Origin of the sequence: Paenarthrobacter sp. R1, from assembly GCF_030264015.1 — a bacterium.
In the GTDB taxonomy this organism is placed as follows: Bacteria; Actinomycetota; Actinomycetes; order Actinomycetales; family Micrococcaceae; genus Arthrobacter; species Arthrobacter ureafaciens.
Genome location: NZ_CP127115.1, coordinates 3,472,277 through 3,485,181 on the forward strand (window position 1 = coordinate 3,472,277; position 12,905 = coordinate 3,485,181).

Sequence of the window (12,905 nt, forward strand, 5' to 3'; positions counted from 1 at the left end):
CTATCACTTCCCGACGCTTTTCCGCGGTTGCTCTATCACTTTCCGACGTTTTTCCGCGGTTGCTCTGCCAGATCCCGCGGGAAGGTTCGACGGCGGCACTCGGCCTGAGTGCCGCCGTCGAGCTTTTGGTGCGGATGGCTTTCCCTCCCAGCTCCGTTTACCCCGCAACCCTTCCCGCCGAATGCACCCAGTGGGGTTGCCCGCAAGCTGTGGACAGTTGGTCAGGCGGCTTGTGCCGGCTGAGGTTGGTCCGTGGTGAGCAGCAGTTCGTGCTCCACGGGGGTGTTATAGCCCAGTGCTGAATGGAGGCGGGTGCGGTTATAGAACTCCTCGATCCAGCGGCCGGTGGCCCGGATGGCGTCCTGTCTGGTTGCCCACCGGCGCCGGTCGTAGAACTCCGCTTTCAGGGTGGACCAGAACGATTCCTGCATCGCGTTGTCCCAACACACGCCCGTCTTCCCAACGGACTGGCGGATACCAAGCCCGGTACAGACGTCATTGAGCTGGGTGGAGGTGTACTGGGTGCCCCGGTCGGCGTGGAAGACGACCCCGGCCGGGCCGCCGCCGCGCAGAATGAAGGCCATGCGCAGGGCCCGTTCGACCAGAGCGCTGGACTGGGTAGAGTCCATTGCCCAGCCGATCACCCGCCTCGAGCAACCGTCCCTGACTGCGCACAAGTACACCCAGCCCTCACCGGTACGAAGATAAGTGATATCCGAGATCCAGACCGCGTCCAGCACACCGGTGTCCCATTTCCTGGCCACCAGATCCGGGATCGAATGGACCCGCCCCTCACCGATCGGGGCCACGGGCCGGAACCGGCGCGGCGAGATCCCTTCCAGACCCTGCCGACGCATCGAGGCCGCGACGGTCTTCCGGTCAACGCCGGTCCCGTTCCTGGCCAGCGCTGCCCGGACCCGCGGCGCCCCATAGACTCCGGTCGAATCCTGATGAACCCGCCGGACTTTTGCATCCAGTTCAGCCCGGACCACCGTCCGCAGTGACCTCACGGAGGTCCTCCGCCGCCAAGCGTAAAACCCCGATCGTGACACGCCCAGCAGTCTGGCCATCCGCTGGATCGAGTAGTTAGCCTTCTCGGCCTCCATCAGTTCGAAGCATTCCGATTCTGCTGCTTGGAGGCGAAGAAGGCTGCGGCTTTTCCCAGGAACTCGTTATCCATCCGCAACTGCGCGTTTTCCCGGCGCAACCGCTCCAACTCCGACTTCTCTGTCTCGGCCGCCGCGACCTCTTCCGGGGCCGCCAGACGTGCCCGTTCCTGAGCCACCCACCGGCCCAACATCTGCTCTCCAAGCCCGAGTTCCCTAGCCACCGGCGCTACCGGCCTGCCGGTATCGATAACGAGCCGTGCAGCCTCCCGCCGATACTCCGGAGTGAATTTACGTCGTGTCGTGCTCACAAGAACACCTTCCCGCAGAATCCCAGGATCCCGCTACTTCAGGTGTCCACCAACAGAGGCTAACCCCACCAGTGCTAAGGGGGCATTCGGAGGCAAAGGGTGCGCCACCTGAGTGACGGACGCGGCACAGGAATCGTTGGAGACGGGCGTCCCCGTGAAAGTCCCGGTGTAACGCTCTATCACCTCCCGACGCCTTTCTGCGGTTGCTCTGCCAGATCCCGCGGGAAGGTTCGACGGCGGCACTCGGCCTGAGTGCCGCCGTCGAGCTTTCTGTGCGGCTGGCTTTCCCTCCCACTGGTGTCCCGCCCAGGTCCGTCTACCCCGCAACCCTTCACGCCGAATGCAGCCAGTGCTACGGGTGCATTCGGCGGCAAAGGGTGCGCCACCCCGAGTGGTGGACGCGGCACAGGAATCGTTGGAGACGGGCGTCCCCATGAAAGTCCCGGTGAAACGCTCTATCATTTCCCGACGCTTTTCCGCGGTTGCTCTATCACGTCTCGCGGGAAGGTTCGACGGCGGCACGGCCTGGGTGCCGCCGTCGAACTTTCTGTGCGGCTGGCTCCCTGCCCGATTGGCGTCCCGCCCAGGCCCGTCCACCCCGCAACCCTTTCCGCCGAATGCCCCCAGTGTTCCCCACCGGTCAGGCCCCAGACCGCGGGCACCAAACCCCAGTGGCAGAGGGATGTGGGGAGGGGGCGGGATGTGTGAGAGAGGAACCGGCAAAACCGGGTGGGATGTGGCAGAGGAACCGGCAAAACCCGGTGGGATGTGGCAGAGGGGTGGTGGGGAGGGGGTGGGATGTGGCAGAGGAACCGGCAAAACCCGGTGGGATGTGGAAGAGGGATGGTGAAAAAGGGGTGGGATGTGGGAGAGGGAGGGGGCGTGGCTGACGCGGGCCGGATGAGTCTGGGGGAAAACTCCGACCCGCGCCAGGTGTGTGGGGGTTGGATCAGGCGATGACTTTCATTCCCTGCCAACCCGTGCCCAAGCTGATCGGCGGCACGTTGCCCAGCGTTCCGCCACCCGATCCGGGGTACAGCCACAAGGTGTCTCCGATGCGGCCGAGGACGTCGTTCTTGCCGTCGCCATCAAGATCCCTGGGGCCGGCCAGCGCAGTGCGGGTGCTCCACCCGGTTGCGATCTGCTTCCAGGTCAGCCAGCCTCCGGAGCCATTTCCCGGATATAGCCATAATGCCCCTGTGTCGGTGCGCCGCGCCAGTACGTCCCCCTTGCCGTCACCGTTGAAATCGCCGGTGCTGAAGATGGCGTTCATGACGTCCCAGCCCCAGCCGACGGTGTAGGGCGAGCGTTGTCCGCCGCTGCCGTTTCCTTCGTAGAGACGCAGTTCTCCGTTGCTCCTGCGGCCGATGAAATCGGGGATGCCGTCGCCACTGAAGTCGCCGGGGGAGAAGATCTGGGACATGGTGGTCCAGCCTGTGCTGACCTGTTTCCGGGCGCCGAAGCTGCCGGCTCCGTCGCCGGGGTAGAAGTACAGGATGTCTCCGGCACGGGCCAGAAGATCGTTCTTGCCGTCCCTGTTGAAGTCGCCCGGAGTGATGGTGTCGGTGATCGAGGACCAGGCCGGAGCCGCGAGGGCCACTTGCCGCGGCAGGAGTCCGCCGGCGCCGTCGCCCGGGTAGAGGTACAGGTTGCCGGCGGTGTCCGCAGCCAGGACGTCGGAGCGGCCGTCACCGCTGAAGTCATGGGTCGACGGCGGCCCGGCGGCGGGAACAGTGTAGGTCTGGGTTCCCACGGCCGAGGTATTGCCCTCCGCGTCCACTCCGATGTACTTGAGGGTCAGGGTGGAGCTGCCCATCACGAGGGGAGCGGTGTACTTGAGGTTGGTTGCGGATTCGGTGGTCGTCGGCGTGCTGCCGTCGGTGGTGTAGTAGATGGTTGCCGTTTCATTGGCGCTCAGGGTGATGGTGGCACCGCTGGCGAGGGCCCGCCCCGTCGGGTTGGCCGTGATCACCGGGGCAGTGGTGTCCGGGGGAATGGTGTAGGTCTGTGTCGCCACGTCGGAGGTGTTGCCCGCGGTGTCCTTCGCAAAGTACTTCAGCGTCATGGGACCGGGGCCCGTGAAGGTGATGGGTGCCGTGTACAGCAGACCTGCGGTGAGGGGGTCGGTGCCATCCTTCGTGTAGCGGATCTCGGCGGCCTCGTTGGCGGTGAGGGTGATGTTCGTCCCTGCTGCGTATTCTCCGCTGGCCGGGTTGGCCGTCACGATGGGTTTGGTGACATCGGGCCCGGTGGAGTAGGTCTGGGTGACCACTGCGGAGGAGTTGTTGGCGCCGTCCACTGCGAAGTACTTCAGCGTCAGCGGCCCGTTCAGGATGATCGGTGCCGTGTACTTGGTGCTGGCCGTGGTGGGCGTGGACCCGTTGGTGGTGTAGTAGATCGTCGCGGTTTCGTTGGCCGTCAACGTGATGGCCTGGCCTGCGGCGTAGGTTCCGCCCACGGGTGCCGCGGTGACCACCGGCGCCACGTTGTCCGTGCCGAGGTAGGCCTCGAACTCCGCCAGTCCGGCATTCGTGGTGCTGCCGCTGACTGAGGTGATGTTGAAGCGCACCGAGCTCACGGTCTTGGCGGGGAAGTTGATGGTAAGCCCGGAGCCGTTGTTGGGCAGAGCCGGAACGGGGACCGTGCTGCCGTCCGAGAACACGAGGTTTCCGCCGGTCACCTGGTCGCTGAGGATCGGCCGGTCGCCAAGTGTCACGGCGTTGATCGTACGGGTGGGTGTGAAGTTGTATTGGATCCAGCTTCCTGCCTTCTCGCCGGCAGACACCCATTCACGGGACGCGTCCATCGGCGCACCCCAGAAGTAGCCGTCCCGGGCTTTTTCGGGGCTTTGGGCGGAGGCCTTCTGTGATGACGCGCTGACTGTGGTGCCCGTTGATTTGGCAGCGTTGCCCACCCACTCGATGGCCGTGATGTACTGCCGCTTCAACCACTCGTTGTAGGGGGAGTCCGGGCACCCTTCTCCAGGGCTGTTGCAGAGATACATATCGAAGTCTGCGAACCGGACAAACGTATCCACCTTGGCGGTCAGTTCAGATCCGGTGACGTTCTGCGGGTATTCGTCGATGACGTAGGCGTCATAGGCCATGGAGGTGTGCGGCCCGGTGTAGCTGCGGGTGGCCAGTTGCGCGAACTTGGCTGTGGCCCAGTGGTCGCTGTGGTCATAAGGGCTGTTGAAATTCCCGGTCCAGTCCTGCGTGCGGAACGTGGTGGGTTTGAAGTTCGCGACCAAGCGGTTGAGGGCGGTCTGGAACTGGGACTTGGTAAACGTGGCGGCGTTATCCACGGGCCTGATGGAGGACAAGCGGCCGTCCCACAGCTTGAGGATGCTTTGGGAATTGTAGGCAGCGCTCCCCAAACCGTTGGGGAAGCCGTCCGGCAAGCGCATGAACACCACCGAGATGTTCGGCGCGCCGTTGAGCGTCTGCATGGTCAGCGGCCGGTTGGGGACACCGGCGTCGGAGGTCGTCCAGGAGTCCGCCACACCCGCCATCTTGGCGTAGCTGGCCCTGATTCCCGCCTCCAGGCTGCGCCAGTACGTGGCCCCTTCGCCCGCTTCCCCTGCGGTGGTGAAGACGGTTTGGACGCATCGTTTCGCCTGGATGTCGCGCATGAAGTCGGGACTCAGGAAGATCAGGTCGTCATCGGTATGGCCCACGATCTGCATGGCCCCGCCGGTCCCCGCGCATGGGGGCACGGCGGCCGAGGCAGGTGCGGCAGAGGCCAGGACCAGTCCGCCGAAGGCCAAGGCAGGGCTAAGCGCCATGCCCAGCACGCGGCGCACCAAGGAGCTGCGGGGGTGGCTGTTCAGGGGATTCGGATGACTCGGTCGACTGGAAAGATGTGAACGGACCACAACAATGCTCCTTGAGCAGACGTTGGGCCCCCCAGCCGGCGAACTTCAGACGCCCGTAATGAACGCCATTCGAATAAATTTGTGCTGTTCCTGCCGGCTGCCGTTGGGGACGGAAACCGGTGCAGTGACCGCTACTGTACTCCTCGGGCCCGGCGCTGGGTAGGCCTGCCGTTGAACTTTTCGCCACTACGCTGGGTCCATGACCCCGTCAGGTGCCCTGAATCCCAATCCGAGAACGCTTGATGTTGAAAGCCTCATCCACTTCGACCGCTTGGTCAGCGCCGGTGCGCATTCAATGCACGGCTGGCACGCCCAGTCCCTGGACCTGCGCGGGCGCTCCCGTGAACTGCTGGCGCTGAACCCCCAGGGCGCGATCTTCCTGGGCTGTACGTTCGACGACGGCGTGGAGGATCAGCTGCGCAGCCAGGGGGCGCTCATCTTCCCCAAATTGCAGGGTGTTCCGTTCAACCCCTACAGGGGCAGCCTTTACACGGCGGCCGAACTGTATCCCGGCATCTCTACCGAGGAATATGAGCACACTTTGGACGCGCGGGTCTATCACTGGAGCATCCTGCCCGGCCAGCGCTCCCGGCTTGACTCAACACTCGCCGCGGCCCTGCACGACCACGCGATCGGCGACGCCCTGGAAGAGGCCCTGGCCAACGGGGCGCTCGCCGGGTCCAGGCTGGTGGGCGTCATGGGTGGCCATGCGGCGCAGCGCGGCAGCCGGGAGTTCTCCGACGCCGCCCGCTTGGGCCGCTTGCTCGCGAACGCGGGGCTCACGGTGGCCACCGGTGGCGGTCCGGGTGCCATGGAAGCGGCCAACATGGGTGCCTACCTCAGCGCAATGCCCGACGGCGACTTCCGCGCCGCGGTGCAGCAACTCGCCGCCGTCCCGGGGTTCCGTCCCTCGGTGACGGCGTGGGCGCGCCAGGCAGCCGCCGTCGTCGAAGATTATCCGGACGGTACGGCGACGCTGGGCATCCCCACCTGGTTCTACGGGCACGAACCGCCCAACCTGTTTGCCACCCACATTGCCAAGTACTTCGCCAACGCCATTCGTGAAGCCATCCTGCTGGAACTGTGCAACGGCGGGATTATCTTCCTCCCGGGAGCGGCCGGTACCGTGCAGGAAATCTTCCAGGACGCGTGCGAGAACTACTACGGAGCCCCGGAAACCATCACCCCCATGGTGCTGGTGGGCCGCGACCACTGGGAGAGGACATACCCGGCGTGGCCCATGCTGCAAAGCCTCGCCGCAGGACGTCCCATGGACCGGCAGATCTTCCTCGTGGACACGGTGGAAGAAGCAGTGGCGATCGTGGTGGGCCCGGCCTAGAAATTCTTGCTGCAGGGGCCCTTGCCGAGTTCGGCGAGGCCTGTCCGGTCACCGGCCGCGTATTGGCGCACCCACGAGGCTTGGTCGTACATCAGCTGGCGCGGATCATCCACGTGGTCCAAGCCCAGCAGGTGCCCCAACTCGTGCATGATCACTGCCACCCCGATCTCCCTGCCCCGCGGCGAATCCATGATTCCGGTGAACTGGGGAGCATCCAATGCCACTGAACCGGTGACATACGCCTTGTACCCGTTACTCAGGCCGATGGACGAGCTTCCGCCCAGGCCGACGGTTTGCCCGGCCAGGCGCGGCACTTCTTCGGGGGTGCTCCACGCAATGAGCACGGGAGCCCACCGGTCACCGTACATTTCCGGTTGGTAGCCCTCCCTGTTGGCTGACGGCAGCTCGGACGTGGGACCGTCGTAGATGAACTGGAGGCCGGTGGCCAGGCTCGCCTCCCGGATGGCTTCCTCGACCAGGGGCTGCCAGGAGGCCGGTGCCCTGGTGGAGTTGACCACGTAATGGATCGGCCTGCAGGGGGAGTAGGCCACGGGTGATCCGTCGTCCTTCACGGCCAGGAATTTGTAGGAAGAACTGGTGGGCCGGACAACCGGCGGGGTGCCCAGCGGCGCGTCCGCTTCCTCCCGCCCGGGAAGTGGATCCTCGCGTTGCCCGAACGGCAGGACACCCGGCCTGGGCGCTTGGCTTTGGGCGGTGGTACTGCCGCCCATCCACTGCTGCAGTTCACCGCCGAAGTACGCCCCGGCACACACGAGCCCAAGGACAACGAAGAGGAAGAAGACCGCCACGATGCTGCTGTGCTTGATCGGCCGTGTGGGCTGGTCGAGGGGGCCGCGCGGGTGCGTGGACCAAGGCGGCACCCCGACGACGGGCGGCACGGGAGCGGCGGGCGGCACCCCGGCAGGCTCGTCCGGGGATCGGCGCGCCGGGGGATAGGGGTCCGGCCCTTTCGCCGACCCATCAGGTTCCATTGAGCCCCCTGACCGGCGGCCGAAGCTGCGCGGTGGGCTGCCGCCGTCGGCCGTTTGGGCCAGCTTAGGACCCGCCAGCGGGAGAAGTCCATGGCGGGACGCCACGCACGAGGCACCTGCCCCCCGCCAAACCCGTGTCACCAACCTGCCGGAACGGTACGCCTAGATGTCCTTCCGGCAGGGAGCCGAAGCCAGCATGCTCATGCCCGTCAGGTCACCGTCCGCCAAGCCGTCGGGCGCTCCGATCTCCGGGTACATCAGCTGGATGGGGTCTTCAACATGGTCCAGTCCCAGCACGTGTCCCAGTTCGTGCTGCATGACGGCAAGTACGTAGTCTGAGCCGCCGTCCTCGGCCAGGAGTTCCGAGATCTGGGGTGTATCCAACTCCAAGCTTCCCGTGACGTAGCTCTTGGTCCCGTTGTTGATCGAATACATGGTGCTGCCACCGGTGCCGATCACCTTGTCCGCCAAGGCAGGGGCAACCTCCGGCGTGGTCCACGAGATCAGCAAAGGCGCCCAGCGCTCGCCGTACTTTCCCGGCTGGTACGGCTCCCGTTTGTCCACGGGCTGTTCGTCGGTGGATCCGTCGTCGATGAACTGGATGCCGGCCGCAGCAGACACGTTGGCGAGGGCCGTTTCCAGGAGCTCGTCCGTGCCTGCGGGCGCTGCGGTGTCATTCACGACGTAGTGCAGCGGACGGCACGGTGAATAGCCAACCGGCGTGCCGTCGTCGTTGGTTGCCAGGAACTTGTAGGAATCGTTGGCGAGGTGGAGCGCCGACGGCGAGACCAGCGGCTTGTCCGCTTCCTCCAGTCCAGGCGGAGGTGCGTTCAAGGCCCGGGGGAACGGTTCCTGGTCCTGGCCACCGGGCTGCACGTTGGGCATGGCGAGCCCCGGGACAAGGCCGGTGATACGGGGATCGTTGTGCAGGAAACCACTGACGACCACCGCCACGGAGGCAGCCACGGCTGCCGTGAGGAGGCCCAGGACCGGACGCAGCACGCGTCCTTTCCGGCGGCGCCTAGGCACCCGGTATGCCTCAGGCTCCACAGTTCTCCCATCATTGCGCCCGGCACGCGGGGCGGCGTGGAGGACGCACCAAGATTACGGGACGGGCGCGGGCCCGTCCATTCGCGCCGCGTTAGACGATCACTGCTCCGAAGAGCAGGCCAAGCCCGTAGGTGGCGGCAGCGGCGCCTATGCCGATTCCCAGCTGCCGCAGCCCGCGGCTCAGCGGGGACGTTCCGGACAGCAAGCCCACGACGGCGCCGGTCGCCAACAGCGCGACGCCCACCAAGGCACCTGCGACGATCAGCGCAGCCCAACCGGTCATGCCGAAGATGAACGGGATGATGGGCACGATGGCGCCGGAGGCAAAGAAGCAGAAGCTGGACATCGCCGCGCCCCAGGCAGAGCCCACGGTTTCATGGTCGTCGGCGGGCTGTTCCTTTTCGGGTTGCAGCGAAAGGCTGGGGTCGCAGTCGCAACTGAACAGCCCCATGCGTTCGGCGGCCCGGTGCTCGGCGGCTTCCCGGGTCATGCCGCGTGCCAGGTACACCAGCACCAGTTCGTTGTGCTCCACGTCCAGCGACGGTGCCGCGGTCAGTGTTGCCTGCGTCGGCAGGGTGGCGTTGAGCAGCTCACGCTGGGAACGCACGGACACATACTCGCCGGCTCCCATGGACAAAGCACCGGCCAGCAGTCCGGCTACGCCGCTCATGAGCACCACCGCGCTGGAAACACCGGTGGCGGCCATGCCCATCACCAGGGAGAGGTTGCTGACCAGGCCATCGTTGGCGCCGAAGACTGCTGCACGGAAGGTTCCGGACAACCTGTTCCTGCCGCGTGTGGCGAGTCCGCGGACCACTTCCTCGTGGATCTGCTCGTCAGCCACCATGGCCGGCGTGGCCGAAGGATCGGTTCCGTAGGGAGAGCGGCCCTCGGCGCGCTGGGCTAAGGCCAGGACGAAGACCGACCCGAAGTGCCGGGCAAGGAACCCAAGGAGGCGGCTGCGGCCGGACGCTGCCTTGGGCATGCCGGCGTGCTCACCAAGGAGCTTGAGCCAGTGTGCCTCATGCCGGCCTTCGGCTTCGGCCAGGGCCAGGAGGATCTGGCGTTCCTCACCGTCGCGCCGCTGGGCGAGTTCACGGTATACGGCAGCCTCTGCACGCTCATCGGCAAGGTACTGGCGCCAGCGCTTGATGTCCGCGGACGATGGCGTTGTCTTTTGGGGCTGCGGGTCCGGAGCGGGGCTCGACGGATTGTTGGATTCCTGGTGCTTCTGCACTGCTTCTCCTGGGCTGGGTGGGGTGGTTGCGGCCCCATTGCACCGCCCACTGTACCGCTTATTTCCGCGATTTTTTGGCTGGTATTCCTTACCGGGAATGTTCGGTGCGCCTTAATTCCATTGCCGGACAGGACACCTTCGCAGGCTCCGGCGGCGAGCGTATTGACCCTGTCCTCCCTCGGTGCTCAGATGGATAGACAGGCGCGGGAAGCTTCCCGCATTCGGTCAGCGGGCTGTTCCGCAGCCCACCACACGGAGGTTGCAGCATGAACACTGGATCACACTTCAACCACCCTGAACGGGCCACCATCGAATCCGATCCGGCCTTCGACTACAGCGAGGACCAGGAAGTGGACGAAGCCTGGGTGGAGGAAGAAGACGTGGCGGACGACGACGAACGCGTGGTGCCGATCGACCCCGCCGAAGAGGAATTCCGGGAAGGCGACGACGAACTTTAGCCAAGGCCTTCGGTAACCGTCTGATCCTCCCGTCTCCCGTATAGCCGGTCCACGGGATTGCCGTGGAAAACGACAAAGCGGCGCTCCCCGCGAAAGGGGAGCGCCGCCGTCGGGCGTTGCTGCGTTGGGTGCCCTTACTTGGCCGGTGAGCTGAGCTCCTCCTCGGCCACCCGGGTGCCGGCTACACGGTCGGTCCAGGCCTTCATGACCGCAGGATCGGTGGGCTTGCTGAACAGCGAGACGGCTACGTAGACGATCGCCGAGGCAATCAGGCCGTAGTAGATGGGCTCGTTCGCGTAGATGCCGTCCAGGGGAGCCTTGGCGTTGATCTCAAGGATGATCATGGTGCCCAGGGTGATCACGGAGCCCACGGCCATGGAGGCCGCGGCCGCGATTCCCGTGCCGCGCTTCCATACCAGGCCACCGATGATGGCAACCAGCAGGCCGCCCACCAGGATGTCGTAGGCAATGGTCAGTGCTGCCACGACGTCCTTGGTGGAGATGGCGATGATGATGGCCACGATGCCGAGTCCCAGGACCCAGTAGCGGTTCGCCTTGACGTCATGCTCAGGGTTGTCGGAATCGTCGGTGTTGATGGTCTTGCCGAACCATCCGGCCACGAACGGCAGGACGTCTGCGCGGGCGACCGTAGCGGCTGCAATGAGCGCTCCGGAAGCGGTGGACATCATGGCCGCGACGGCTGCCGCGAGGACCAGGCCGCCGATGCCGATGGGCAGCAGGTTGGTGGCGACTTCCGCGTACACGTCATCCTTGGCTTCGATCTCGATGCCGGACAGGGCAACGCTTGCGGCCATGCCGATCAAGGCGCCGGCCAGGCCGTAAACGATGCAGTACACGCCGGCAGTTGCGCCGCCCCAGCGGGCAACCTTGGGGGTCTTGGCCGTGAAGACGCGCTGCCATATGTCCTGGCCGATCAGGAGGCCGAGCGTGTAGACCACGAAGTACGTGATGATCGTTTGGAGGCCGATGCCGCCGATGTCGAAAAAGCTGGCGTCAACGCGTTCACGGATGCCGTCCAGGCCACCCGCGGCGTTCATGGCGAAGGGGAGCATGAGGAAGAAAATGCCCACGGTCTTGATCACGAACTGCACCTGGTCAGCCAGGGTGATGGACCACATGCCGCCGATCGTGGAGTACACCAGAACGATCGCGCCGCCGATCGCGATGGCCAACCAGCGCTCCCAACCGAACAGCACCACGAAGATGGTGGCATAGGCGCCGGTCGAAGTGGCGCAGAGCATCAGGGTGTAGGCCAGCATGACGATGCCCGAGGTTTGCGTCGCCCGGCTTCCGTAGCGGAGGGTCAGCATCTGCGAGACGGTGTAGATCTTGAGCTTTTGGATGGTGCCTGCAAACAGGAGGCTGAGCAACAGCACGCCGGCGCCGATGGCTACCACCAGCCACATGCCTGAGATGCCGAACTTGTAGCCCAGGCCGACGCCGCCAACGGTGGACGCGCCACCGAGGACGACGGCGGCCATGGTGCCTGTGTAAAGGAAGGGGCCAAGGCGGCGGCCGGCCACCAGGAAGTCACTGTTGTTCTTGGTGCGGGACTTGCCCCACCATCCGAACGCCAGCATGGCAAGCAGATACACCACCACAATGGCGATGTTGATGAACGATGAGTCCATGAGTGAGTCCTTGGAGCTGATGCACGGAGGTTGGGGTTTTCGACGATACTCCTGGGGCGGGGTCGAAGTCTCCGTGCTGACGATGGGAGATTTGGGTTCGTGTTGTGTGCCTCACAGACAACACTTGTTGCCTCTGAGGATATGTTGTGATCGGAGTAACAGTCAAGAAGCTTTAGGTGGCTTCGGGCTTTGCATAGCTTCCGAAAGCTGCTCTGCGGCTACTATTGGCTGCAATGACAGGGCCGGTTGAACAGGCCTGAAAGGTTCGTGAATGAAGGCTCTCCCCGTTGAACCCAGCAACGTCCCCGTTGCCATCGGTTCAAGAATCCGAGCGGCGCGCCAGGCGCAGCGGCTAACCATCGAACAGGTAGCAGAGGCCACCGGGCTGACCAAGGGTTTCCTCAGTCGTGTGGAGCGCGACCTGACTTCCCCCTCGGTGGCGTCGCTGGTAACGCTGTGCCAGGTCCTTTCCGTCTCCGTGGGGGACTTGTTCGCAGCCCCGGAGACGCATCTGACCCGGCGCGACGAAGCTCCGCGGATTTCACTGGGCGGGCAGGGCATCGTTGAACGGTTGCTGACGGCCCGGTCCGAGCGCCGCCTCCAGATCCTGGGCGCGACCATCAAGCCGCGGGGTCGTGGCGAAAACGAACTGTATGCCGTTGACTGCGACGTGGACGTCCTTCATGTGGTCAAGGGGCGCATCAAGCTGATCCTCACCAATGAGGAGTATGACCTCGAAGAAGGGGACACCCTTTCTTTCCCCGGCCGGGAGCCCCACACCTGGATCAATCCCACGGACGAGACCGTAGAGGTGCTCTGGATCCTGGTGCCGGCCGCGAGCCGCTAAGACCCTTCGCGAGATGACAAATAATGCCAATGTTCGGGT

Annotated in this window: 9 protein-coding genes; 3 read left to right on the top strand and 6 right to left on the bottom strand. The window is 65.0% G+C overall.

The features are described from left to right. Positions 1-221 precede the first annotated feature (221 nt). Positions 222-1,417, bottom strand: a protein-coding gene (locus QN084_RS16855; RefSeq protein ID WP_259362871.1) for an IS3 family transposase whose coding sequence is annotated in 2 segments (ribosomal slippage) — positions 222-1,150 and positions 1,150-1,417 — 1,197 coding nt in all. Because the reading frame shifts where the segments join, the coding sequence is not laid out codon by codon here. 949 nt (positions 1,418-2,366) lie between these two features. Then, a complete protein-coding gene (locus tag QN084_RS16860) occupies positions 2,367-5,201 on the bottom strand; it encodes a chitobiase/beta-hexosaminidase C-terminal domain-containing protein (RefSeq protein WP_264450058.1) in 2,835 nt (944 codons plus the stop codon). A gap of 289 nt (positions 5,202-5,490) precedes the next feature. On the opposite strand from QN084_RS16860, the gene QN084_RS16865 reads away from it, so the two are divergent. Next, the gene (locus QN084_RS16865) at positions 5,491-6,630 is read left to right on the top strand and encodes an LOG family protein (protein WP_021473614.1); all 1,140 of its coding nucleotides are present in this window, start codon (positions 5,491-5,493) and stop codon (positions 6,628-6,630) included. Here QN084_RS16865 and QN084_RS16870 read toward each other — a convergent pair. From QN084_RS16870 to QN084_RS16880, 3 genes are all read right to left on the bottom strand, one after another. Next, positions 6,627-7,622 carry a matrixin family metalloprotease gene (locus QN084_RS16870; protein ID WP_083261929.1) on the bottom strand — a complete coding sequence of 332 codons (996 nt, stop codon included), beginning with the start codon at positions 7,620-7,622 and terminating at the stop codon, positions 6,627-6,629. The two genes, QN084_RS16865 and QN084_RS16870, sit on opposite strands and share 4 nt — an antisense overlap. 162 nt (positions 7,623-7,784) lie before the next feature. Next, positions 7,785-8,624 carry a matrixin family metalloprotease gene (locus QN084_RS16875; protein ID WP_406626600.1) on the bottom strand — a complete coding sequence of 280 codons (840 nt, stop codon included), beginning with the start codon at positions 8,622-8,624 and terminating at the stop codon, positions 7,785-7,787. Between the two features lie 139 nt (positions 8,625-8,763). After that, positions 8,764-9,909, bottom strand: a complete 1,146-nt coding sequence (locus tag QN084_RS16880) for a VIT1/CCC1 transporter family protein (protein WP_062095452.1) — start codon at positions 9,907-9,909, stop codon at positions 8,764-8,766. A 266-nt stretch (positions 9,910-10,175) separates the two neighbouring features. On the opposite strand from QN084_RS16880, the gene QN084_RS16885 reads away from it, so the two are divergent. After that, positions 10,176-10,367 (top strand): hypothetical protein, encoded by a 192-nt coding sequence (locus QN084_RS16885; protein WP_021472776.1) that lies wholly within the window; start codon positions 10,176-10,178, stop codon positions 10,365-10,367. A 134-nt stretch (positions 10,368-10,501) separates the two neighbouring features. On the opposite strand, the gene QN084_RS16890 is transcribed toward QN084_RS16885, so the two are convergent. After that, on the bottom strand, positions 10,502-12,019 hold the full coding sequence (locus QN084_RS16890) for a sodium:solute symporter family protein (RefSeq protein ID WP_021472775.1): 1,518 nt from the start codon (positions 12,017-12,019) through the stop codon (positions 10,502-10,504). Between the two features lie 271 nt (positions 12,020-12,290). On the opposite strand from QN084_RS16890, the gene QN084_RS16895 reads away from it, so the two are divergent. Further along, the gene (locus QN084_RS16895) at positions 12,291-12,866 is read left to right on the top strand and encodes a helix-turn-helix domain-containing protein (protein ID WP_021472774.1); all 576 of its coding nucleotides are present in this window, start codon (positions 12,291-12,293) and stop codon (positions 12,864-12,866) included. Positions 12,867-12,905 lie beyond the last annotated feature (39 nt).